We start from the raw sequence: 23,589 nt of genomic DNA on the forward strand, positions 1-23,589 counted from the left end.
TCAGTGTCTCGACCGACTCTCCACTGCGACCGTCGGGGCGGAGCAGCACTGTCGAAAAGCTGACACCGGACGGTCCCGACCGATCAGGCACGGCTGACGGGAGTTAGCTCGACAGGGCGAGGAATGGTGTCGATCAAGTCGACGGACGCCATCTCCAGCGGTCGGCCGCCGTGCCGACGGTGAACTCGGGCGACCGGTGCGGGGGTTCACCGTACGTGAGGACGCACCCGGTACGCAGGCCGCTCAGCTTCCGCATCCGAGTTGAGTGCGCTCGATCTCGCCAAGTTGAAGGACGAAATCGTCGCTGCGTGAGCCACCGAGCACGACTCGCGTGCTGCCGGCCTCCATGTGGCCCTGCGTCGCCTCGGTTTTGACCGCGACGACGTTGTGGGCGCCCATCAGCTCGCGGTAGTCGATCGTTGTAGTGCCGGTGAAACTGTCCCACTTCGAGGATTCGACATGCCGCAGGGGATAGTCGACGAGCCATTCGACGGCGGAGATGAACGCCTCGAACTGAGCCCGTGCGTCGCGGACGAATTCGCGGATCTCGTGCACGGCGGGACCGCGGCCGTGCGTCCCCTGGGGTCGGGCGAGCGTCCGTTGACTGGACCTACCGATGCCCGAGCGCGGCGGGGTGGGGACTGTGTCTGCCGCTTGAAGTCGATATGAAACCAGCCGAGCGTAACGTTCCGTCCGCCACCGGGCCCAAATCGTGGCCGTTACCGCGGGCTGACGACTGGCTTGATTCGCTCGCGTTATCGCGGGCCAACACGAAGGGAGGCCGGATTCTGGCCGACTCAACCGCGCCAACAGCGCTGACGAGAGTGTCCGAACCGAGCACATCCGACAGGTCTAGGCCACGAGTTGGTGGACCTGACAAATACGGGAGAGGCACAAGCATGAGGAAAGTAAGAGCCTTGATGTTGGTGGCTGCTGTTCTGGCGTCGATGCTGTCGACGACCGGCACCAGTCACGCCAGCGCGGGCGACGACAGGACCACGCCCACCGCATCGCCACTGGTCCTGGACGCGGCGGCCCCGATTTGCCCGGCTGGGTACGTGTGCCTGTTTGTGGACGTCGATCAGAAAACAGGCGGGTACATGTGGGCGGCTGGTGCTTACCACAGCAACTTCACACAACTTCCGTGTGAACCAGGTTGGAAATGCAAAACCCTCGGTGACTTCAACGATGAGGCCAGCTCCTGGCACAACAATACAAACAGGACCTACTGCGTCTCCTGGGGCATAAACGGCGGCAACCCCGACAACAGCATGCCCCCGGGCACCTACGGGAACTTCACCACCACCGGTTGGAACGACGAGGCTTCGTCGATCGGCTTCATCGGCTGCCCGTAGCCCGGGCGATGCGAGCCCCAGCCAGAGGAACGGCCTCTGCTGGGGCGCGCACTCCGCAGCCCCCGTGTCACCACCAGCAGCCCAGACGGCCTGATCGGATGTAGTCAACACGGCCGGCGCGGTCGAGGACCATCTCATCGGCCAGGGCAGGTGCGGCGAGTTGCCCAGAACGGGACGGAACCCGCACGGGCTGCCAGCTACCCGTGCCGGGGTGCTCCGGACAGCACTCTCGTCACCGATCCTTCCGGCCGAGCCGGACGGCGACGATTCCGATGATCAGTTGGACGACCACGGCGCGGGCGGTGACGTCGAGCAGGCTGTCCGGAACGGTCCGCCACGGCCCGGAGAGGTTCAGGGCCAGAGCCGACAGCCGCATCGCCGCGAGGATCAGCAGGGCCACCCCGGCGGGCACCAGCGCGAACCGCCACGGGTGCCGCGCCAGGTACGAGCCCTGGCCCGCCGCGGCAAGAGCTGCGAAGACACCGCCGACAAGGAAGAAGAGGGTGACGCCGTTCATCAGCGCCGCGATCAGGCCACCGGCGGTCCGGTTGGCGTCGGTGAGCCAGAGGACCAGAAGGATGCCCGCGACGCTGCCCCCCGACAGCCATGCCGTCGACCACGGCCAGTACCGCCACACCTCGCCCCACGCTCTCACGTGCCCTCCCCATCGAGCGCTCCATCGCGGAATCCTTGAAAGACCGACGAATGACGATCATAGGTTCCGGGCCGGCGGAGCCGACCTCAGACGCGGCTCTGGATCGCGGTAGCACCGGGATCAACGGTTGCACCGGAATCAACCGTGTCGCCCATCGCGGCCTCGTACGCCGCACGAAGCTTGTCGCTGGCCCGGGGAGCCTGCGGACCCGGCCCCGGGATGCCGAGATGGAGGTGGCGTAGCTCCTCCATGAACTGGTCGAGAAGTTCGGGGCCACCGTCGCGGAGCACCTCCGCACGGACGCGCAGGCGTCGTTCGCCGTCGCGGTGGGTCAGGCCCCAGGACCCGAGCGCCACCATGATCGGCAGCACCTGGATGCCCGCTTCGGTGAGTGAGTAGGCGACCCGCTGGCCGCGCCGGGCGCTCTGCCGGGTGAGCAGCCCGGCCTCGGTGAGCCGTCGCAGACGGCTGCTCAGGATGTTGGTGGCGATGCCCTCCTCGCTGCCGGCGAGGAGTTCACGGAAGTGGCGGCGGTTGCCGAACATGATGTCGCGCAGCACGAGCATCGCCCAAGGGTCGCCGAGTATCTCCAGCGCCTGGTTGATGGGACATCCGGACCGTGTCCCGGTGTTCGTCCGCGGCTCCTGCATAGTGATTGCAATCTACCATTGCTTACCCTAGTGTCGGCCGTGAGTAGTTGCAGATTCGCATCACCAGGCCGCCGGGTGCCGGCCCGGGAGGAGAAAGATGGCCGCTGGTGGCTTCTCAACGACACGGCTGGTCCGGCTACGCGAGTTGCTCGAGCGGCACGTCGAGTCGGGCTTCGTCCCAGGTGTACTGGTCGTCCTCGCCCGCCACGGCGAGGTGCACATCGAAGCGACCGGCACTCTCGCGTTCGAGGGTGCCGGGTCCCAGACGCCGATGGCAACCGACACGATCTGCCGCCTGGGCTCGATGACCAAGCCGATCGTCGCCGCGTGTGCGATGACGCTCGTCGAGGACTGCACCCTGCGCCTGGATGACCCGGTCGACGATCTCCTCCCGGAGCTGGCGAACATGACCGTGCTCGCCGATCCCGACGGGCCACTGGACGCCGCCGTTCCGGCGGAACGTCCGATCATGGTGCGGGATCTGCTGACCTACACCCTCGGTACCGGCGTGGTTCCCGCCGAGCCGGGAACCGTCCCGATCGCCGACGCGCTGGACACCCTCGGTGCGCAGCCGCCCGACGAATGGATCCGCCGGCTCGGCGCGCTCCCGCTCGTCCACCAGCCGGGTGAGCGCTGGATGTACGACGTCGCCGCCAACGTGACGTCCGTGCTCATCGCCCGGGCCACGGGCAGGTCGTTCGGGGACGCCCTGCGCGAGCGCATCTGCGATCCACTCGGGATGAAGGACACCGCCTTCACGGTGAGCGACGCGAGCATCGGCCGGCTGGCCACGGCGTACGAGCGTGACGATGCCGCCTCCGGCAGGCCGGCGGTCGACGACGGCCCGGACGGGCGGTGGAGCCGGCCACGGGTGTTCGAATCAGGTGGTGGCGGTCTCGTCTCAACCGCCGACGACTACCTCGCCTTCGCCTCGACTCTGCTCGCCGGCGGCACCCACCACGGCGAGCGGGTCCTGTCGCGGCCGTCGGTGACCTTGATGACCAGCGACCACCTGACCCCGGCACAGCGGGCCGTCTCCGGGTTCTGGCCCGGGTACTTCGACCACATGGGCTGGGGTTTCGGCATGTCGGTGCACACCCGCCGCACCCGGCTCGGCCCCTCGGTCGGCAGCTACGGATGGCCCGGCTTCTACGGCACCGCCTGGTACAACGATCCCGCCGAGCAGCTCACGGCGATCGTCCTGATGCAGCGGGCGCACATGGGAAACCAGACGCTGCCGATGTGGAACGACATCTGGACCACCGTCTACCAGGCGATCGACGACTGATCGGGCGGGGCGACAACGACGGGCGCGGCGCCGTCGACGGGCGGAACCGGCATCAGTCATCAGTCGGGCGGTTTCGCCAACCGCTCCAGCCGGGTCCAACTGGCCCAACCACGCTCGCGCATCAGGTCCAGCATCCGCTGCGCCCGCGGGTCGGTCTCCAGGGCGAGTGCGTCCAACAGCTGCGACGACAGGTCGTCCTGCGTCGCCTCGCCGGAGTTGGCCACGTACTCGGCCAGGCTGGCGGCCATGATGTCGGCGGCCTCCGCCAGCCGTGGATCGTCGTCCTCCGCGTCGCTGTCGATGACCTCGGACAGCACCCGGTAGAGCCGGAGGTACCGCGGGTCGTCGAGCTGTGCGAGTTTCCCAGAGATGTACCCGCGGATCCGATCGGGCGAGTGAGCCCCGACCAGGATCCACCCGTCCCGCTCACCCTGCACGAGCCGCTCCGACACCCCGAGCTCCCGAAGCCGATCAAGATAGTCGATCACCTCGGGTGGAAGCACCAGACTGTCCCCGGCGACGAGTTGCGCCACCTGCTTGCGGCTGTTCTCCAGCCGTTCGATCTCGTCGCGTAGCTGGTGGTCGATCCTCTGCACGGCTTCGGCGAAGGTCGACGCGTCGGCTTCGAGCATCTGACCGATCTCGGACAGCGGCACGCCGGCGTTGGCGAGGGTACGGATCTTGATGAGGGCGACCACAGCCATGGCGCCGTACCGTCGGTAACCCGAGGCGTCCCGTGCCGGCTCGGGCAGCAGCCCGATCTGGTGGTAGTGCCGCACCGCCCGCACCGTCACGCCGGCGTACGCCGCCAGTTGGCTGATCGTCAGCATGCTCTCATCCTGCCCTCAACTCGCCCAACGCCGGTCGGCGCCGGCTCAGGAGATCCTGCGCCGGTAGGTGATGTTCGCGAGGACGTAGGCCACGACGAGGATGCCGACGCACCAGGCGAGGGCGGTCCAGACGTCGGTGCCGACCGGCTGCTCGGTGAAGAGGCCGCGAATCGCGTTGACGATGGAGGTCACCGGCTGGTGCTCGGCGAAGGCGCGCACCGGGCCGGGCATGGTGTCGGTGGGCACGAAGGCCGAGCTGATGATGGGCAGGAATATGAGCGGATAGGAGAACGCGGTCGCGCCGTCTATCGACTTCGCGATGAGACCGGGGATCACGGCGATCCAGGTCAGGGCCAGGGTCAGCAGGACGAGGATGCCCGCGACCGCGAGCCAGGCCAGCACGTCGGCGCCCGAGCGGAAGCCCATCAGCAGGGCGACACCGACGACGAGGACCAGCGAGATCATGTTGGCGAGCAGCGAGGTCAGCACGTGCGCCCACAGCACGCCCGAACGGGCGATCGGCATGGACTGGAACCGTTCGAAGATCCCGCCCTGCATGTCGGTGAAGAGCCGGTACGCCGTGTAGGAGATGCCCGAGGCGATGGTGATGAGCAGGATGCCGGGAAGCATGTAGTTCACGTACGAGACCGACCCGGTGTCGATCGCGCCGCCGAAGACGTAGACGAAGAGCAGCATCATGGCGATCGGTGTGATCGCGGTCGTGATGATGGTGTCCATGCTGCGTGTGACGTGCCGCATCGTCCGTCCGGTCAGGACGGCGGTGTCGGCGAGGAAGTGCGTGGTCATGGCTGTCCCCCTACGGTGTCGCCGACGACCGCGAGGAAGACCTCTTCGAGGGTGGGTTGCTTCTCGACGTACTCGACCTTCGCGGGCGGCAGCAGTTGCTTGAGTTCGGCCAGGGTGCCGTCGACGATGATCCGGCCGTGGTGCAGGATCGCGATCCGGTCGGCCAACTGCTCGGCCTCGTCCAGGTACTGCGTGGTGAGCAGCACCGTCGTACCGCCCTCGGCGAGCTTCTTGACGGCCTGCCACACCTCGATTCGCGCCTCCGGATCCAGCCCGGTCGTCGGCTCGTCGAGGAAGACGACCGGCGGATTCCCGATGAGGCTCATCGCGATGTCTAGGCGGCGGCGCATGCCCCCGGAGTACGTCGCCACCCGCCGGCCGCCCGCCTCGGTCAGCGAGAAGCGTCGCAGCAGGTCGTCCGCGATCGCGCCCGGGTTGTCGAGGTGCCGCAGCCTGGCGACCAGGACGAGGTTCTCCCGCCCGGTGAGGATTCCGTCGACCGCCGCGAACTGCCCGGTGAGGCTGAAGGAACCGCGTACCTCGGCGGGCTGCGCCGCGACATCGAAACCGTTGACCCGGGCGGTCCCGGAGTCGGCCCGCAGCAGCGTGGCCAGGATCCTCACCAGCGTGGTCTTGCCCGCCCCGTTCGAGCCGAGCAGGGCGAAGATGCTGCCCCGGGCCACCTCGAGATCGACGCCGCGCAGTACGCGCAGCTCCTTGTAAGACTTCTCCAGGCCCTGCACCTGGATCGCGGGTCCGTCGGCCCGGTCGGTTGTTCGCGGGATGCTCATGGCAGCCAGCATGGAGGGTTGACGTAGCGTCAGGGTCAAGCTCGCGGGGCGGTCAGATCCGCCCGCTGTCTGTTCGCTGGCTCACACACCTGAAGACAGCGGGTCCCGCCGATCGGGCAGATCGGCGGGACCCTCACACGTTGGGTACGGGAATCAGGCGACCGTGACCGCTACCTCGTTGACGCCCCGGCCGGCGGTGACCGAGAGGTCGCCGTTGCCGTGCCGGGAGAGTGCCCGCAGCGTCCAGGTGCCCGGTGCGGCGAAGAACCGGAACTGCCCGGCCGGCGAGGTGACCACCTCGGCGGTGAACTCACCGGTGGCGTCGAGCAGCCGGACGTACGCCCCGGGGACGACCTCGCCGCTGGCGGCGCTGACGATCCCGGTGATCACGGTTTCCTTCTCCAGGTCGAGGCCCGCCGGCAGCGGAGCCGCCTGGTCGGGCGCCGCGCAGCCGGCGGCGATCGGTGCGGTCATGGTCGTCACACCTGCCCCGGCTCGTCGCCGAGCGCGACCGGCACCCCGACCAGCGAGCCGTACTCGGTCCAGGAGCCGTCGTAGTTCTTCACGTTCTGGTGCCCGAGCAGCTCCTTGAGGACGAACCAGGTGTGCGAGGAGCGCTCGCCGATCCGGCAGTAGGCGATGGTGTCCCGGCTGCCGTCCAGCCCCGCCTCGCCGTAGATCTTGCGCAGCTCGTCGTCGGACTTGAAGGTGCCGTCCTCGTTGGCCGCCTTCGACCACGGCACGCTGAGCGCGGTCGGGATGTGCCCACCCCGCTGCGCCTGCTCCTGCGGCAGGTGGGCCGGGGCGAGCAGCCGGCCGGCGTACTCGTCGGGGGAGCGGACGTCGACCAGGTTCTTGGTGCCGATCGCGGCGACCGTCTCGTCGCGGAAGGCCCGGATCGACAGGTCCGGCTCCTGCGCAATGTATTGCGTGGCGGGGCGGGAGACCGGGTCGGTGACGAGCGGGCGGGCGTCCAGCTCCCACTTCTTGCGACCGCCGTCGAGCAGCTTGACGTCGCGGTGCCCGTAGAGCTTGAAGTACCAGTACGCGTAGGCGGCGAACCAGTTGTTGTTGCCGCCGTAGAGCACGACGGTGTCGTCGTTGGAGATGCCGCGCTCGGAGAGCAGCGCCTCGAACTGGGCCTTGTTCACGAAGTCCCGGCGTACCGGGTCCTGGAGGTCGGTCTTCCAGTCGAGCTTGATCGCACCGGCGATGTGCCCACCGTCGTAGGCGGTGGTGTCCTCGTCGACCTCGACGAAGACCACGCCGGGGGCGTCGAGGTTCTTCTCGGCCCAGTCGGCCGAGACGAGTGCGGTGTCGCGACTCATCAGATCACTCCTTGGTGAGGATACGTGTGTGAGCCTGCGCGTGGAGATCGACCGGTGTTGTTGTCGCATGTCACGCGCGGGACCCATTGGTAGGACGGATCACGGGTACGTGCGACGGCGCCGCTGCCGGGCGTGAGGTGGGACCAGAAGGGAACGCAGGACAGCCCCGCCGTCAGATGACGGGGCGACACAGGCAGGTGGCCACGCGGCACAGGTCGACCGCGCGCCGTTTGGTGAGGAGCGTCCCCATGAATCGGGAGCCTACCAGCGCAACCGACCCGTTACCCAGGACCAACCACCATCCGGGATCATGCGACCCGGAGTCTGGATCAGCGAACCTCGCTCAACGCCACATCCTGAGCACTGGCGGTGACGGCCAGTCCATCCGGCAGGGGCCGTACCTCGTGCAGGCGCAGCGCGAACGGCAGCGGCGGCAGCGGCACCCGGACCGAGAGCTGCCGGGCGAAGTTGTTGACGAAGGTCTGGACCACCGGATTGTCCGGCAGGTCGGCAGAGGTGAGCCGGTCGAAGGTGATCACGATGTCGTCGCCGTCGACGGTCACGTTCGCGGTGCCCTGCACGGTCAGCTCCTGCTCCAGGATCGGCACCCGGACCGGCGCGGTCACCCCGAGCTTGCCGTCCTGCTCCCGCAGCTGTACCCCCGGCCGGTCGATCAGCGCCACCACGCTGTCGTAGCTGACGGTGCCGGTGCCCCGAACCGTCTTCGCGGTGACCTCGCCCTGGCCGGAGCGGAGCGTGTCCAACGACGCCGTGACGTCCCGCGCGTCGACCGTCAGCTCCGGCACCTTCACCGCCGCGTCGGTGCCCTGCACCGGCCCCTGTACGTCGCGGAGCAGCACCCTGATCGAGTCGTAGCGGCCGTCGAGCACCTGGGTGAGGAACGGGAAGCCGCCGACCGTCACCTCGGGGGCGGCGGACTGCACGTTCTGCCGGGAGATCTCCTGGTCGATCTGCTCCGCGACGACCCGCTCGGCGACTCCGGCGGCGACCCGGTCGGCCACCACCAGCAGTCCGGCCAGCACCAGGAGCACGATGACCAGGATGATGAGCGCCCGGCGCCCCCTGCGCCGGCGGGGCCGTCCGGCGTACACCCTGCCGTCTGCCGGATAGCTCTCCGCCACGCCGCCTCCCCGATCCGGTGCCGTCGCACCCGGCCACCGCCGTCGTCGTCGGACCACTATCTACCCGAACGGGCACATCTCCAACCACCGAGGTACGCCGCCGGTTCCAACCACCGGGGTACGTCGCCGGTTCCCACCACCGGGGTACGCCGCCGGCAGCCGGCGGGAAGCCCGGGCACCCGCCACCGCCCAGCGGAACCGCCCGTGCTCAGAGGAAGAAGACGCTCATCGCGTACGCGGCCGGTGCGGCCAGCGCGAAGCCGCCGAGCGGTCCCTGCATGTGCCGGGCGACCCACATCGTCGGCGGCTCCCCGGCCATCAGCCGGCCCGCCTCGGCGTAGCCCACCGCGAGGTCGGCCAGGGCCGCCGCGGCGGCCGCGACCAGCCCGACCAGGGCACCGCTGGTCGGCGTGAAGGCCACCAGATAGCTGCCGAGGATGCCGGCGGCGAGGGTGCCGAGCATCGCCCCGATCACCACACCGGCGGCGCCGCGCGGCACCTGCGGGGCCAGCCTCGGCCAGGGCAGCACCGCGTCGGTCGCCCGGGCGACGGCCAGTGCCACCGCCGCCGCGGTCAGGCAGACGAAGATCGCCTGGGTACCCTTCGGGATCCGGCTGAGCACGATCAGCGTGCCGAAGGCCACCACGCCGACCACGATGAACAGGGTGGCGCCGAGCGACTCGGTAACCCGGGCCCGGTCGGCCCGCCGGACGAGCTGGCCGAGCACCCCGAGCAGGAACCCGCCCGCCGCCACGTACCCGAGCGGGGCGAGCGCGGCGATCTGCGGCAGTACGGCGGCGGCGTCGGCGGCGACCGCCACCGCCACCGCCACCCCGCCGACCAGCGGCAGGGCCGGCGGGCGCATCGCCATGGTCCAGGCGAGGACGAAGAGCAACTGCACCCCGAAGACGACCACGGCGAACGGCAGCCGGGCACCGGGCCCGGCGGTCTGTGCCCCGAAGATCAGGCCGACCCCGAGCAGCGCGGCGAAGCCGGCGATCGCCACCGAGAGCAGCCGGCGGACCGGTACCGGCGGCAACTCCTCCTCGCCGTCGAGATCCCCGTCCACCTCGCCGTCCGGGCGCGGGCCGTCGATGCCCCGGGCACCGTCGCCGGAGCGGTGGCCGTCGACGCTCCGGTGGCCGTCGCCGGATCTGGCCCCGGCACCGTGCCGGGAGGCCTCCGGCCCGCGCGGGCCGTCGAGAGGGCTGCGGGGGTCAGGGCCGGCGGGGCGACCGCGCGGGTCGGGGGCGCGGTGCGGGCCGGCCGGACCGGTGCGGTTCTCCGGCCAGGAGTCGCGGCCGGTCTCCGGTGGCGTCGAGGGGTACACGCCCCGATCGTGCCAGACCGACCGCCCGACGCGCCGGGCCCGGCGCCCCCGAATCGAACCCGGTCCGGAAACATGCCGGTAATGACCGATCACACAGCCCATGAACCGAACATGTGAGAGCGTCCGGCGGAAGTTCCGATAAGGTTGGTCCCTACCTGCCCGTCAGTGACGCCGGGACGACACCCAATCTCCCAGCGGTCCCCCGGAGTCCCCGGCCCCAGCGCCGCTGGCCACCGCGCGGCGCTGCATGCCCGCCGGGACGGAGGTGATGTGTGGAGATCCTGCTGTTGGTGACCGCGCGCGCAGGCGAACCGTCCGTTGTGCTGCCCGCCCTCGACCTGCTCCCCCACTCGGTGCGCACCGCCCCGCGCGACGTCCGCACCCTCGTCTCCGGGCCCAGCCCGGACGCCGTACTCGTCGACGCCCGCTCGGAACTGAGCGAGGCCCGGGCGACCTGCCGGATGCTGCACGCCACCGGGCTCGGTGTGCCGCTGGTCGCGGTGGTGACTGAGGCCGGTCTCATCGCCCTGAACGCGGACTGGGGCGTCGACGACGTGATCCTGGCCAGCGCCGGTCCGGCCGAGGTGGAGGCCCGGCTGCGCCTGGCGGTCGGCCGGCTCAGCAACGCGACCGCGGCGGCCGGCGGGCTGATCCGGGCCGGCGATCTGTCCATCGACCCCGACACGTACGCCGCCAAGCTCAAGGGCCGGCCACTCGACCTGACCTACAAGGAGTTCGAGCTGCTCAAGTTCCTCGCCCAGCACCCCGGCCGGGTCTTCACCCGCGACCAGTTGCTCCGCGAGGTCTGGGGCTACGACTACTTCGGCGGTACCCGCACCGTCGACGTGCACGTACGGCGACTGCGGGCCAAGCTCGGCTCGGAGTACGAGTCGATGATCGGCACGGTCCGGCAGGTGGGCTACAAGTTCGTCACCCCGCCGTCCCGGCAGCTGCCGGAGTCGGAGAGCGTGCCGCTGCCCGCCTGACGGGAGAGCACCCCGACCTCGATCGACCACGAAGGCCACCCGTTCCGCCGGGTGGCCTTCTGGTGTACGGCGCCTGCTGGTGTACCGGTGGCCCGTTGGCATGCCGGTCCGGGTGATGGCGTGGAACGAATACGAGAAAACATAATGATTCGGGCGATATCTACGTAGCCTTGACCGGAAGGGTCCGGAGGAGGCTGAGGTGGCAACAGCGGTTTCGACGGTGGTTGTCGGCGCGGAACGGGCAGCACCTTGCGGGGCGGTCCGCTGATGCCGGCCATGTCCCGAACCCACATGCTCGCGGTCGCCACGCTGGTCACCGTCGCGGTACTCGGCGGTGCGTACGCGCTCGGCCACACCCTCGGCCGACCCGGCGGGCCACTGGCCGCGCCCGAGAACCGGGCCCGGCACCAGACCGATCCCCAACCGGACGGCGAACCGGACCAGCGGTCGGGTGACCCGGCCGGCGGACCTGTCGAGGGGCGGGTCGACCCGGGGCAGCGCAGCGGGCCGCCCCCGGGGGGACCGGCGCTTCCGGCTCCGACGGCCACTACGGCACCGGGCGGCACCGGGCAGCCCGCCGACCCGGACCGGCACCGGGGGGACGAGCCGCCGCGGCTCCCGCCCGAGCAGGACGGGCCGTACGGCGCCCGGATCAGCACCGGCGCCCGCTACGTGGCGCTGACCTTCGACGACGGCCCCGATCCCCGGTACACCCCGCAGACCCTTGCCGCACTGCGCGAGTACCACGTCAAGGCCACCTTCTGCCTGGTCGGTGAGAACGCCCGGGAGCACCCCGAACTGGTCCGGGCGATCGTGGCCGAGGGGCACACCCTGTGCAACCACTCCTGGCGGCACGACACCCGGCTGGGCAGCCAGCCCAGTGCCAGCATCCGGTTCGACCTGGAACGCACCAACGAGGCGATCCGGGCCGCCGCGCCCGACGCGCGGATCGGGTACTTCCGGCAGCCCGGCGGTGCCTGGACCTCCCGGGTGGTCTCGGTGGCCCAGCAGTTGGGCATGACCTCGCTGCACTGGGCGGTGGACCCGCAGGACTGGACCCGCCCCGGCGTCGGCGCCATCGTCTCGCGGGTGAACGCCGGGATCGGACCGGGGGCGATCGTGCTGCTGCACGACGCCGGGGGCAACCGGCAGGGCACCGTGGTCGCACTTCGCTGGCTGCTGCCCGACCTCGCCCGGGCGTACGCCCTCGCCGCACTGCCGCCCGGCCCGGTGCCGGCCGGAACCGCCCCGGGCGGGTCACCGTCGGCCGGTACACCGGCACCGGCCTCGCCCGGCCAGCCGGCCGGACAGCCGGCCGGACCACCAGCCGGACAGCCAGCCGGACCACCAGCCGGACCACCAGCCGGACAGCCAGCCGGACCGCCAGCCAGACCACCAGCCGGACAGCCGGCCGGACCGCCCGTGCGGTCCTGAGCGTCCGGCTGGCGGGGACCGGCGGAGCGGGGTCTACGGTGGGAAGATGATCGTCGAGCAGCCGGCGGACCCCCGGGTGACCAGCCTCGACGGGCTCGCCCCGGACGATGTCGAGGCGGTGCTCGCCCTGGCCGGTCTGGCGGGCGCCGCCGACGGCGCCGACCCGCTCTCCGAGCACGTGACGCTACGACTCCGGCAGGGCGGGGAGAGCACCGTCAGCCACCTGATCGTCCGGGGGCCGGCCGGGGCGGTGGTCGGCTACGCGTACCTGGAGCCGCTGGACGGGGCCGCCGAGGTCTCCGCCGAACTCGTCGTACACCCGATGTGGCGCCGGCAGGGCATCGGCCGGGCGCTGGTCACGGCGGCGCTGCAACGGGTACCCGGAACCGGCGCGCTGCTGCTGTGGGCGCACAGCGACCATCCGTCGGCCGCCGCGCTCGCCCTCGACCTGGGGCTGCACCGGGCCCGGGTGCTGTGGCAACTGCGCCGCTCGCTACGGGACCCGCTGCCCGAGCCCGAGCTGCCCGCCGGGGTCTCGCTACGCGCGTTCCGACCGGGCGACGACGACGAGGCGTGGCTGGCGGTCAACGGGCGGGCCTTCGCCAGCCACCCGGAGCAGGGTCGCTGGGACCGGACCGACCTGCGGCTGCGCCTCGCCGAGCCGTGGTTCGACCCGGCCGGGTTCCTGCTCGCCGTCGAGGAGTCGTCGGGACGGCTGCTCGGCTTCCACTGGACCAAGGTGCACGGCCGGATCGCGGGGCACGGCAACCGGGCCGACGGACACGGCGCCCCCGAGCGGTCCGGCCCGGCTGCGGGGTCCGCGCCGACCGGCCCGGCTGCGGGGTCCGCGCCGATCGGCGAGGTGTACGTGGTCGGTGTCGACCCGGACAGCCACGGGCTCGGGCTCGGCCGGGCGCTCACCCTCGCCGGCCTGCACCACCTGCGCGACCGGGGACTGACCCGGGTGATGCTCTACGTCGACGAGTCCAACACCGGTGCGATGGCGCTCTACACCCGGCTCGGCTTCGCGAACTGGGTACGGCACGTGCGGTACCGGTGGTCACCGGCGGACAGGATGACCGGGGACGGGTCCGAGGCGCACTGACGGCCCGGTCCCACCGCGCGCACCGGCACACGGTTCACGAAACGGACATCTCGCCCTCAGGATCCGGCCACCCAGCCGGTTCCCCCTGTTCACCCTGAGTTCACCCACGACCGGCGAGCCGGCTACCTGGCGCTCCTAACTTCCCTACTAGCCGATCACCAGTCGGCTCCCGGGGACGCGTCCCGGGCTTGCTTCGTACAAGGTGAAGGGAACCTTTCAGGTGAAGCTCCAGCGGCACGGCACCATTGCCTGCCTCGCTCTGGCCACGGCACTGGCAGTCAGCGCCTGCGGCTCGGACAACAACGAGCCCACCGAGGCATCGGCCGCCGGCTCCACCCCGGCGACCGACTGCGCCACGGGCACGATCAACGCCCAGGGTTCGTCGGCGCAGAAGAACGCGGTCGACGAGTGGCGCAAGGCGTACCAGCAGAAGTGCACCGGCTCGACCATCAACTACGAGCCGAGCGGTTCCGGCGCGGGCATCCAGGCCTTCATCGCCGGTACGGCGGACTTCGCCGGCTCGGACTCGCCGCTGAAGGACGACGAGCAGCCGAAGGCCGACGCCAAGTGCCCCGGCGGCGCGGCGATCCACCTGCCGATGGTGATCGGTCCGGTCGCGGTGGTCTACAACGTCAGCGGCCTGGACGACCTCCAGCTCACGCCGGCCACCCTCGCGAAGATCTTCGCCGGCAAGATCACCAAGTGGGACGACGCCGCGATCAAGGCCGACAACCCGAGCGCGACCCTGCCGTCGGCGACGATCCAGACCGTGCACCGCTCGGACGAGTCGGGCACCACCGACAACTTCACCGACTTCCTGACCAGGACCGCCGGGGCCGACTGGACCTTCGGCAAGGGCAAGGCCTGGAAGGCGCCGGGCGGCACCGGTGCGGCCAAGTCCGACGGGGTGGCCAGCGCGGTCAAGCAGGCCGAGGGCAGCATCAGCTACGTCGAGATGTCGTACGCCGAGAACGGCGGCCTGAAGATGGCCAAGATCGGCAATGGCGCCGGCGAGTTCGCCGAACTGACCCCGGAGTCGGCCGGTAAGACCATCGCCGGTGCGCAGGTCACCGGCGAGGGCGACGACCTGAAGATGTCGATCGACTTCAACACCAGGGAGCCCGGCGCGTACCCGATCGTCCTGGTGACCTACGAGATCGTCTGCTCCAAGGGCCTCGCCGCCGACAAGCTGGCGCTGGTCAAGGGCTTCCTGGGCCACGCCGCCAGCACCGAGGGGCAGGCCGAGCTGACCGAGCTGGGCTACGCCCCGCTGCCGGAGTCGGTCCGCGGCAAGGTCGAGGCGGCCGTCCGGGCTCTCGCCTGATCCGCCACCAGATCATCCTCACTACTTCGTCAACGGAGCGAGCGAGCAGATGGGCGACACCCCAGACCGCTCGGCCAACGCCGGCACCGGCGGACGTCGGGTGACCATCGGTCACGCCGGGTCCGCCGGTGCCGCGCTGTCGGTCGACGTACCAGTGACACCCGCGCACCCCGCTCCGCCCGGAGCCGGCCAGCCCGGCGGCGGTGGCGGCAGCGGTGGTGGCGGCGGTGGCGGTGCCGGCCTGGACGGCGGCGACCCGGACCTGGACGGTGGCGGGCCGGCCCTGGGCGGCGGTGGCGCGCTGCCCCGGCGGCGGGCCTTCGGCGCCGAGCGGCTCTTCCAGGGGTTCACCATGGCCGCCGGCACGATGGTGCTGGTCATCATCGTGGCGATCGCGGTCTTCCTGATCGCCGAGGCGGTACCGGCGCTGCGCGCCAACACCGCCAGCTTCCTCACCTTCGAGGGCTGGTTCCCCAACGAGGCGCAGCCGAGGTTCGGCATCGGCGCGCTCGCCTTCGGCACCGTACTCACCTCGGTGCTGGCGCTGCTGCTGGCCGTACCGGTGGCGCTGGGCATCGCGCTCTACCTGTCGCACTACGCGCCCCGCCGGATCGGCACCGCGCTCGGCTTCCTGGTCGACCTGCTGGCAGCGGTGCCGAGTGTGGTCTTCGGACTCTGGGGCCGGGACTACTTCTACGGCCCGGTGCGGGAGTTCTCGGTCTGGCTGAACATGTACTTCGGCTGGATTCCGATCTTCGGCGGGGACGGGCCGTTCGGCCGGTCGATCCTGCTCGGCTCCCTGGTACTGGCCATCATGGTGCTGCCGATCATCACCTCGCTCTGCCGTGAGGTGTTCCGACAGACCCCGACCGCCAACGAGGAGGCCGCGCTGGCGCTCGGCGCCACCAAGTGGGAGATGATCCGGATGGCGGTGCTGCCGTACGGCCGCCCCGGCATCATCGGCGCCACGATGCTCGGCCTGGGCCGGGCGCTCGGCGAGACCATCGCCCTGGCGATGACCCTCGGCATCGTGTCGAGCATCTCGTTCAACATCATCGAAAACGGCGGCAACACCGTCGCCGCCAACATCGCCAACGCGTTCGGCGAGGCCAACGACGTCGGTCGGGGTGCGCTGATCGCCTCCGGCCTGGTGCTCTTCTCGATCACGCTGATCGTCAACATCACCGCGCGGGCCATCATCCACCGGCGCCGGGAGTTCACGGAGGCCGCGGCATGACCACCACCCTCACCCCGGCCCCGCCCTCGGCCACGCCGGGGCAGAGCCCGCGACTGCGTACCCGGAAACTGCCGGTCGTGGCGGTCCTCGGCATCGCGGTGGCCGCCCTGGCGCTCTCCGCCGCGCTGGTCTACGGCGCCGGGATCAGCGGCGGCGCCGCCCTGGCCGCCGTCCTCGCGGTGGTCTTCTACCTGGTCGGCCTCTTCCTCGCCAGCAACGCGGTGGAGGGGCGGCGGCGGGCGCGCAACCGGACCTGGAGTGCGCTGATCCACTCCGCCTGCGTACTCGCCCTGCTGCCGCTCGCCTCGGTCAGCTGGACACTGCTCAGCAAGGGGACGGAACGGCTGGACGGCGACTTCTTCGGCACCTCGATGAACAACATCGGGGCCCGGGACCCGGACGGCGGGGCGTACCACGCCATCGTCGGCACGCTGGAGCAGGTCGGCATCGCCACCCTGATCACCGTGCCGCTCGGCATCGCCTGCGCCGTCTACGTCGTCGAGTACGGCCGGGGTCGGTTCGCCCTCACCATCCGGTTCTTCGTGGACGTGATGACCGGCATCCCGTCGATCGTCGCCGGCCTCTTCGTACTGGCCTTCTGGATTCTGATCGTCTCGCCGTACCTCAACGACGGGCGGCCGGGCTACTCCGGCTTCGCCGCCTCGCTGGCGTTGAGCGTGCTGATGCTGCCCACCGTCGTCCGGTCCACCGAGGAGATGCTCCGGCTGGTGCCGGCGCCGCTGCGCGAGGGCGCGTACGCGCTCGGCATTCCGAAGTGGAAGACGATCCTGCGGATCGTGCTCCCCACCGCGCTGCCCGGGATCGTCACCGGCGTCATGCTCGCGGTCGCCCGGGCCGCCGGGGAGACCGCGCCGGTGCTGCTGGTCGCCGGCGGCGGCGCCTCGATCAACTTCAACCCGTTCGAGAACAACCAGTCGTCACTGGCGCTCTTCGTCTACCAGCAGGCCGGGGACGCCTCCCGGTACGCGCCGGCCCGCGCCTGGGCCGCCGCCCTCACCCTCGTCGCACTCGTGCTGATCCTGACGATCGCGGCGAAGTTGTTGGCCCGCCGAAACCGGTTCGGCCGCTGACCCGAAGGAATGATCATGGCCAAGCGAATCGACGCGACCGGCGTCACCGCCTACTACGGCTCGTTCAAGGCGATTGAGAAGATAGACCTCACCGTCGAGCCGAAGACCGTCACCGCGCTCATCGGCCCCTCGGGCTGCGGCAAGTCGACCTTCCTGCGCACCATCAACCGGATGCACGAGGTGCTGCCCGGTGCCCGGGTCGACGGCAGGCTCGCCATCGACGACCAGGACATCTACGAGCGGGACGTGGACGTGACCGCCGTCCGCCGCATGATCGGGATGGTCTTCCAACGCCCCAACCCGTTCCCCACCATGTCGATCTTCGACAATGTGGTCGCCGGGCTGCGGCTCAACGGCGTACGGAGGAAGTCGGTCCTGGCCGAGGCGGCCGAACGGGCGTTGCGCTCGGCGAACCTCTGGGACGAGGTGAAGGACCGGCTCGGCAGGCCCGGAGCGGGGCTCTCCGGCGGGCAGCAGCAGCGGCTCTGCATCGCCCGGACCATCGCGGTCGAGCCGCAGGTGGTGCTGATGGACGAGCCCTGCTCGGCGCTGGACCCGATCTCCACGCTGGCGATCGAGGACCTGATGTTCAAGCTGAAGGACCGCTACACGATCATCATCGTGACGCACAACATGCAGCAGGCGGCCCGGGTCTCGGACCGGACGGCCTTCTTCTCGATCGAGCGCACCGGCGACCCGGGCCGGCTCGTCGAGTACGACGACACCCAGAAGATCTTCAGCAACCCGAGCGTGCAGAAGACCGAGGACTACATCACCGGCCGCTTCGGCTGACCCGCGATCGATCAGGTCTGATCCAGCACGAAGTGCGGGGTGCCATCCTCGGTCTCCGCCAACCGAGGCATCACCGGAGTGGCCGGGGTGCGGGCGGCGGCGGCCACCGGGACCCCGGCCAGATCCGGGCAGGCGCCGAGCTCGGTCAGGGTGACCAGGGTGGGCGGCAGCATCGACATCTCCCCCGCCGCCACCCGGGCCAACGCGTCCGCCGGTCGGATCCAGGTGGTCCGGTCGGCCTCTCCGGAGACGTCCCGGGGCCGCTGCCCCGCCGGCAGCAGCGCCACGAAGAAGTACGTGTCGAAGCGGCGCGGCTCGAACTCCGGGGTGACCCAGCGGCTCCACGGCAGCAGCAGGTCGGAGCGGAGCGTGAGCCGGCAGTCCCGGAGCAGGTCGGCGAAGCGGGTATGCCGGTTCACCAGCGCCTGCCGGGCCCGCTCCCACTCGTCGCCGCTGACGTCGCCGACCACGGTGCCGTGGTCCGGCCCGGCGAGCAGTACGCCCGCCTCCTCGAAGACCTCCCGGGCCGCCGCGCAGACCACCGCCTGGGCCGCCCCGGGGGCCAGGCCGAGCCGGTCGCCCCAACCGGCCGCATCCGGCCCGCTCCAGTCGAGCCGGACCTCCGAGTCGCCCGGGTCGACGCTGCCGCCCGGGAAGGCGTACATGCCGCCGAAGGTCATGCTGGCGGCGCGACGGATCACGTACACCTCGAAGCCCGACCGACCGGACTCGTCCGGCCGGAGCAGCAGCACGGTCGCGGCCGGCCGGGGTGGCACCGGCGTCCCGCCCTCGACGTAGAACCGGCGGGCGTGCGCGGCGATCGACTCCGGGACGGCAAAGCTGGTCATGCAGCGAGCGTAGTGCCCGGCCCCGGCACCAGGATCGTGCGTGCCGGGAGGGTCAGCGGTGGTGGCGGATGCGCTCCCAGGTACTCGGCGGTTCCAGATCGACGCCGGTGCGCAGCGCCGAGCCGACCGGCTCGCCGCCACCGGCGCGGAAAGTGACTCGCCCATGTTCGGTGCCGGCCGCGATCCGCGACGGCACGGCCGGGATCTGGGCGTCGAGCCGCACCTTGAGGCCCGGCCAGCCGACCACCTCGACCTTCTCGACGGCGTTGATGGTGGTGCCGGTGCCCAGCGGACCGCGTACGGTGGCGACCTGCTCGCCGGCCTCGACCAGCGTGTGGACGTCGAGCGCGGCCGCCGTCGACCGCAGCAGCGACCGGGTCACCGCGAACACCCGGTCCAGCTGGATCGGGGTGTTGGCGCCAGGTTGGCCCAGTACGGCACCGACAACGGTGAGCTTCCGGCCGCCGACGTCGACCACCGCCGCGAAGACGAGGCAGCCGCCGGCCTCGTCGGTGGAACCGGTCTTGATCCCCACCACGCCGTCGCGGCCGACCAACTCGTTGTAGTTCCGCACGACACCGGCCACCGGCAGGGTCGCCCGCTCCTGCTTGACGATCTCCGCGAACGCCGGCAACGCCATCGCCTCGCCGGCCAGGACCACCTGGTCCCGAGCCGTGCTCACGGTGCCGGGATCGAGGCCGGACGGATCCGTGTAGTGGGTGCGCGACATGCCCAGCCGGGCTGCGGTCGCGTTCATCTTCTCGACGAACGCGGCCACACTGCCGGAGTCCCAGGCGGCCAGGATGCGCGCCATGTTGTTCGCCGACGGCAGCAGCACCGCCTGCAGCGCCTGCCGCTCCGTGATCACCTCACCGGCCCGCACCTCGACCAGCGACTCGCCGCGCGCCAGCTCCGCCGGGTACGCCGCGGCCTGCTCGGCGCTGACCGTCAGCTCCGGTCCTGGCTCGCCGACGGCGAGTGGATGCTCGGTGAGGATGACGTAGGCGGTCATCACCTTCGCCACGCTTCCGATCGGCATCGGCTTCGATCCGCCGGACGTACCGAGCGTGCCAAGTCCCTCGACCGAGACCATCGCCTGACCGGCGCGCGGCCAGGGCAGCCGCGGTGCCTTACCCGGGATGGCCATCGCCCGGGGCAGGGTCAGCTCGACCGCCGGGGCGGGCAGCGGGTGCCACAGCGGCGCGACGGCGTACACGGCGCCGCCGACGAACAGCAGCAGCGCCAGCAGGCCCACCAGCAGCCACGGCGGGCGCCACCGGCTCCGGCGGCCCGGCGGCGCCGGTGCCGACCGTGCCGACGGTGCCGGTGGGATCCGACTGAACTCCTCGGTCGGCATCTCCGTCGGACCAGACATCGTGCTTTCTCCTTCGGGACACGACCATCGCACCAGGGTCATGGCTAGGACCCGCCATCGGCTCGCCGGGCGGCACCCGGCCGGCGGCGCTGCTGTGCCGCGCCACCGGCCGGGTGCCGCAGAGGGTCAGTCCCTGGCGTCGTCAACCGGCGGACTGTCGTTGGTGGCTCCCGCTGCCAGTACCAGGGAATACGAGGAGAGCGACCCCGGCGCCATCCACGAGAATTCGCCCTGCGGCTCCACCACGCGGGTCTCCTCGGCCAGGGGTCGTCCGGTCTCCGGGTCGAAAATCAGCCGTACCTCAAGGCCCTTCCCTGGGGTGACCTGCCCGCGGTCGTAAGCGATTGCCTGCCCACGCCGGCCACGAACGTCATGCACCACTCCCAGCCCCCGCACCCCTGGCACGGTAGCGAGCAGGCGGTATCCGGCGGCGCGGACCTGGTTGCTGACCGGCAGGCCGAACACCACGGCGGAGGCGACGGTGAACAGCCACTGGTCGAGGTCACGGGACATGTCGACGTTCTCTCCGGTGAACCGGCTGAGCAGCACGCTGCGGAGGGCGGCCGGGTCGGTCGGCAGCGCGTCGAGTTCCGCCTGCGACACGTTCAGGTCGCCGAGCGCGAACTGCTTGTCCGGGTCGACCTTCCAGCGCTCGACCTCGCCCTGGGCGATCTTCAGCTCGGATGGCTTCGGCTTGGTGACCCTCATGACGGCCGGGGAACCGTTGCGGCGCCAGCGGGCCTCATCGGTGGGTGTGGCGGGCTTGGCGCCGAGCTCCTGCGAAATTGCCCAACTGCTGTCAGCGCTGGAGCGGGCCAGCCAATACTGGTCACCGAATCTCTCGAACATGACGTACGTGCCCTCGGCGGTCTCGACCGGTTGTGCGTACCCGCGCTCCGTTTGCACGGTCAGATAGCGTCCGCTGGCCCGCGGGGCCTTGTCGCTGCGTTCGGCTGCCACGAGCAACAACCGCTTGTAGTCCATCGGCGCGTCCGGAGCGGACGACGCGACGCCCGATGCGGCTTCGGGCGCGCTGTCGGGCGCGCCGTTTGGTCCGGCGACGGCCACGACGACGGCTGCTGCCGCGATCGCCCCCACCGCGCCGACGAGAGCCATCCGACGCGGCCTGGGCCTACGGACCTGGCCGAGCGTGGCGGGCCCTTCGGCGGCCGCGGCGTCGGCCACCTGGTTGAGCGTGGCGGGCCCTTCGGCGGCCACAGCGTTGGCCACGATGCCGGCAAGCTCGCCTCGGTTGCCCGGTGCGTTCAGTCGTGCCGGCCGGGCCTTCGCAAGCACGTTCATGACATCCGTTGATCGGCTCATCGGGTCGACTCCTTCGGGATCAGCGTGGTGGTGGGGCGAGGCAACTCCACTTCGGCGGCGGCAGCCAGGGCGTTCCTCAAGCGACGTCGGGCGCGATGCAGGCGCACGTAGTACGTCGCCGTGGAACAACCGAGAACCCGAGCCGCGCGACCTGGCGACAGCCCGTGCCAGGCGACCAGCGTCAACAGTTCGCGGTCGTCGTCGGACAATTGGGCCAGTGCGGTGAGCACCCCGGCCCGCTCGGCGACGCCGTCTGCCACGTCGGCGACGGACACCTCCGCTTCGGTGATCCACGCGCGCATTTCGGCAGCGACAGCCTGCTGTCGTTCCTCCGCGCGGTAGCGCTCACCTACGACGTTGCGGGCGACGGCAAGCAGCCACGGTAGGGGCGCTGCCTTCGGCAGTGCCGGCAGCCGCCGCCACGCCACCAGGAACGTCTCGGCGACAACCTCGTCGGCCAGCCGGCGACCGACGCGCGTGACGGCATACGCATACACCTGTCGGTAGTGCTCTTGATACAGAGAGGTAAATTGATCTTCCGGTGAAGGTTCTGGCACTGGCTTCAGCCTCCCTGTCGGAGTTTGTCCGTCACCAGGAAATGTCTCGCGCACGCCGTTTCTTACCTCGGCCACCATTTCCAGGGAGGGCCGCAGGTTGCCGGTGATGAGGCAAGGCAGGTTGCCGGTGATGAGGCAATTTGGCGGCGGCGGGGCACCAACGCGACGACCGCCTATTCCGGCAGATCACGTCCACGGTAGCGTGAGATCAACTATCGATCCTGTCCGTAGAACCGGGTCAACCCAAGCGTGAAGCTTCCTCCCCCGGCCGTTGACCGCCGGACGTACCCGCCGGCCCACACCTGAAGAGGTTCCATGGCGCAGCAGCCCAGCCCCGACGGCAGGACACGTTGGGGCATCCTGGCCACCGGTTACATCGCCGCCACCTTCGTCGAGGATCTCCGGCTGCTGCCGGACGCCGAGGTCGTCGCCGTCGGCTCCCGTACCGTCGAGACCGCCCGCGCCTTCGCCGACCGGCACGGCATCCCCCGGGCGTACGGGTCGTGGCAGGAACTCGCCGCCGACGACGACCTCGACGTGGTGTACGTCGCCACCCCGCACGCGGCACACTTCGACGCCACGATGACCTGCCTCGACGCCGGCCGGGCCGTACTGGTCGAGAAGCCGATCACCCTGGACCGGGCAGCCGCCCAGCGACTCGTCGACACCGCCACCGCCAACCGGCGCTTCCTGATGGAGGCGATGTGGATGCGGTGCAATCCGGTCGTACTCCGGATCCTGGAGCTGATCGCCGACGGCGCGATCGGCGAGGTGACCGGCGTGCAGGCGGACTTCGGGGTCGGCGGGCCGTTCCCGCCCGAGCACCGGATGCGGGCCCGGGCGCTCGGCGGCGGCGCCCTGCTGGACCTCGGGATCTATCCGATCAGCCTGGCGCACCTGCTGCTCGGCGTGCCCGACCACGTCCGCTCCTGGGCGAAGATCAGCCCGGAGGGCGTCGACGAGAACACCGGGATCATCCTCGGCTACGACTCCGGCGCGGTCGCCACGCTCGGCTGCGGCATGATCGGCGCCACCCGGGTGGCGGCGGTGATCACCGGGCGGACCGGCCGGATCGAGCTGGCACCGCCGTTCTACCGGCCCGGCCAGGTCACCCTGTTCCGGGACGGCGCCGACCCGGAACCGCTGCCGGTCGACCTGACCGGCTCGGGCTACCAGCACGAGGCGGCCGAGGTGCAGCGCTGCCTCGCCGCCGGGCTGCCGGAGAGCCCGCTGGTGCCGCACGCCGCGACCCTGCAGGTGATGGGCCTGCTCGACGACATCCGCGCGCAACTCGGCGTCACGTACCCGTGATCGGCGTCACGCACCCGTGAGAGGAAGGGC

At 70.8% G+C, this 23,589-nt stretch carries 24 protein-coding genes and 1 pseudogene; 10 read left to right on the forward strand and 15 right to left on the reverse strand.

The window, feature by feature from the left end; all coding sequences use genetic code 11:
* Positions 1-243: 243 nt before the first annotated feature.
* Positions 244-555: a hypothetical protein gene (locus EV371_RS31325; RefSeq protein ID WP_130465233.1), complete on the reverse strand. Its 312-nt coding sequence runs from the start codon at positions 553-555 to the stop codon at positions 244-246.
* Positions 556-926: 371 nt separating this feature from the next.
* Between EV371_RS31325 and EV371_RS33640 the strand changes: the two genes are divergently transcribed.
* Complete coding sequence (locus EV371_RS33640; protein ID WP_165436882.1) at positions 927-1,355, forward strand: peptidase inhibitor family I36 protein; 429 nt, start codon at positions 927-929, stop codon at positions 1,353-1,355.
* A gap of 232 nt (positions 1,356-1,587) precedes the next feature.
* On the opposite strand, the gene EV371_RS31335 is transcribed toward EV371_RS33640, so the two are convergent.
* Positions 1,588-2,010: a hypothetical protein gene (locus tag EV371_RS31335; protein ID WP_130465235.1), complete on the reverse strand. Its 423-nt coding sequence runs from the start codon at positions 2,008-2,010 to the stop codon at positions 1,588-1,590.
* 86 nt (positions 2,011-2,096) lie between these two features.
* Positions 2,097-2,660: a winged helix-turn-helix transcriptional regulator gene (locus EV371_RS31340; protein ID WP_130465236.1), complete on the reverse strand. Its 564-nt coding sequence runs from the start codon at positions 2,658-2,660 to the stop codon at positions 2,097-2,099.
* Between the two features lie 97 nt (positions 2,661-2,757).
* Here EV371_RS31340 and EV371_RS31345 point away from each other — a divergent pair, with 97 nt between their 5' ends.
* The gene (locus EV371_RS31345; RefSeq protein ID WP_130465237.1) at positions 2,758-3,948 is read left to right on the forward strand and encodes a serine hydrolase; all 1,191 of its coding nucleotides are present in this window, start codon (positions 2,758-2,760) and stop codon (positions 3,946-3,948) included.
* Between the two features lie 59 nt (positions 3,949-4,007).
* Here the strand turns inward: EV371_RS31345 and EV371_RS31350 are convergent, their stop codons facing one another.
* The 8 genes from EV371_RS31350 to EV371_RS31380 form a co-directional block, all read right to left on the reverse strand.
* Positions 4,008-4,778 (reverse strand): MerR family transcriptional regulator, encoded by a 771-nt coding sequence (locus EV371_RS31350; protein WP_130465238.1) that lies wholly within the window; start codon positions 4,776-4,778, stop codon positions 4,008-4,010.
* Positions 4,779-4,823: 45 nt separating this feature from the next.
* On the reverse strand, positions 4,824-5,585 hold the full coding sequence (locus EV371_RS31355) for an ABC transporter permease (protein WP_130465239.1): 762 nt from the start codon (positions 5,583-5,585) through the stop codon (positions 4,824-4,826).
* Positions 5,582-6,376, reverse strand: a complete 795-nt coding sequence (locus EV371_RS31360) for an ABC transporter ATP-binding protein (protein ID WP_486484869.1) — start codon at positions 6,374-6,376, stop codon at positions 5,582-5,584. Before EV371_RS31360 ends, EV371_RS31355 begins: the two co-directional genes overlap by 4 nt.
* A gap of 153 nt (positions 6,377-6,529) precedes the next feature.
* Complete coding sequence (locus EV371_RS31365) at positions 6,530-6,850, reverse strand: DUF1416 domain-containing protein (RefSeq protein ID WP_130465241.1); 321 nt, start codon at positions 6,848-6,850, stop codon at positions 6,530-6,532.
* 5 nt (positions 6,851-6,855) lie between these two features.
* Positions 6,856-7,704, reverse strand: a complete 849-nt coding sequence (locus tag EV371_RS31370) for a rhodanese-like domain-containing protein (RefSeq protein ID WP_130465242.1) — start codon at positions 7,702-7,704, stop codon at positions 6,856-6,858.
* A gap of 172 nt (positions 7,705-7,876) precedes the next feature.
* The gene (locus tag EV371_RS34845; protein ID WP_311202345.1) at positions 7,877-7,954 is read right to left on the reverse strand and encodes an Ms5788A family Cys-rich leader peptide; all 78 of its coding nucleotides are present in this window, start codon (positions 7,952-7,954) and stop codon (positions 7,877-7,879) included.
* Between the two features lie 79 nt (positions 7,955-8,033).
* A complete protein-coding gene (locus EV371_RS31375; protein WP_130465243.1) occupies positions 8,034-8,846 on the reverse strand; it encodes an LmeA family phospholipid-binding protein in 813 nt (270 codons plus the stop codon).
* Between the two features lie 208 nt (positions 8,847-9,054).
* Entirely contained in the window at positions 9,055-10,176 is a 1,122-nt protein-coding gene (locus tag EV371_RS31380) for a hypothetical protein (RefSeq protein ID WP_130465244.1), read from the reverse strand.
* A gap of 272 nt (positions 10,177-10,448) precedes the next feature.
* Between EV371_RS31380 and EV371_RS31385 the strand changes: the two genes are divergently transcribed.
* The 7 genes and pseudogenes from EV371_RS31385 (at position 10,449) to pstB (ending at position 18,145) form a co-directional block, all read left to right on the forward strand.
* Positions 10,449-11,162 carry a winged helix-turn-helix domain-containing protein gene (locus EV371_RS31385; RefSeq protein WP_130465245.1) on the forward strand — a complete coding sequence of 238 codons (714 nt, stop codon included), beginning with the start codon at positions 10,449-10,451 and terminating at the stop codon, positions 11,160-11,162.
* Positions 11,163-11,429: 267 nt separating this feature from the next.
* A pseudogene (locus EV371_RS31390) lies at positions 11,430-12,395 on the forward strand (polysaccharide deacetylase family protein); the annotation flags it as partial.
* A 247-nt stretch (positions 12,396-12,642) separates the two neighbouring features.
* The gene (mshD, locus tag EV371_RS31395; protein ID WP_130465246.1) at positions 12,643-13,701 is read left to right on the forward strand and encodes a mycothiol synthase; all 1,059 of its coding nucleotides are present in this window, start codon (positions 12,643-12,645) and stop codon (positions 13,699-13,701) included.
* 220 nt (positions 13,702-13,921) lie between these two features.
* Positions 13,922-15,025, forward strand: a complete 1,104-nt coding sequence (gene pstS / locus EV371_RS31400; protein WP_130466347.1) for a phosphate ABC transporter substrate-binding protein PstS — start codon at positions 13,922-13,924, stop codon at positions 15,023-15,025.
* 49 nt (positions 15,026-15,074) lie between these two features.
* Positions 15,075-16,262: a phosphate ABC transporter permease subunit PstC gene (gene pstC / locus EV371_RS31405; RefSeq protein WP_130465247.1), complete on the forward strand. Its 1,188-nt coding sequence runs from the start codon at positions 15,075-15,077 to the stop codon at positions 16,260-16,262.
* Complete coding sequence (gene pstA, locus EV371_RS31410; protein ID WP_130465248.1) at positions 16,259-17,353, forward strand: phosphate ABC transporter permease PstA; 1,095 nt, start codon at positions 16,259-16,261, stop codon at positions 17,351-17,353. Before pstC ends, pstA begins: the two co-directional genes overlap by 4 nt.
* 15 nt (positions 17,354-17,368) lie before the next feature.
* Entirely contained in the window at positions 17,369-18,145 is a 777-nt protein-coding gene (gene pstB, locus EV371_RS31415; RefSeq protein ID WP_130465249.1) for a phosphate ABC transporter ATP-binding protein PstB, read from the forward strand.
* An 11-nt stretch (positions 18,146-18,156) separates the two neighbouring features.
* Here the strand turns inward: pstB and EV371_RS31420 are convergent, their stop codons facing one another.
* The 4 genes from EV371_RS31420 to EV371_RS31435 form a co-directional block, all read right to left on the reverse strand.
* On the reverse strand, positions 18,157-18,993 hold the full coding sequence (locus EV371_RS31420) for an NUDIX hydrolase (protein ID WP_130465250.1): 837 nt from the start codon (positions 18,991-18,993) through the stop codon (positions 18,157-18,159).
* Between the two features lie 52 nt (positions 18,994-19,045).
* Entirely contained in the window at positions 19,046-20,368 is a 1,323-nt protein-coding gene (locus tag EV371_RS31425; protein ID WP_486484870.1) for a D-alanyl-D-alanine carboxypeptidase family protein, read from the reverse strand.
* Between the two features lie 126 nt (positions 20,369-20,494).
* Positions 20,495-21,691: a CU044_5270 family protein gene (locus EV371_RS31430; protein WP_130465251.1), complete on the reverse strand. Its 1,197-nt coding sequence runs from the start codon at positions 21,689-21,691 to the stop codon at positions 20,495-20,497.
* Complete coding sequence (locus tag EV371_RS31435) at positions 21,688-22,248, reverse strand: RNA polymerase sigma factor (RefSeq protein WP_486484871.1); 561 nt, start codon at positions 22,246-22,248, stop codon at positions 21,688-21,690. Before EV371_RS31435 ends, EV371_RS31430 begins: the two co-directional genes overlap by 4 nt.
* A gap of 315 nt (positions 22,249-22,563) precedes the next feature.
* Between EV371_RS31435 and EV371_RS31440 the strand changes: the two genes are divergently transcribed.
* Positions 22,564-23,559: a Gfo/Idh/MocA family protein gene (locus tag EV371_RS31440; RefSeq protein ID WP_130465252.1), complete on the forward strand. Its 996-nt coding sequence runs from the start codon at positions 22,564-22,566 to the stop codon at positions 23,557-23,559.
* Positions 23,560-23,589: the final 30 nt, after the last annotated feature.

This window comes from Plantactinospora sp. CNZ321 (genome assembly GCF_004217235.1).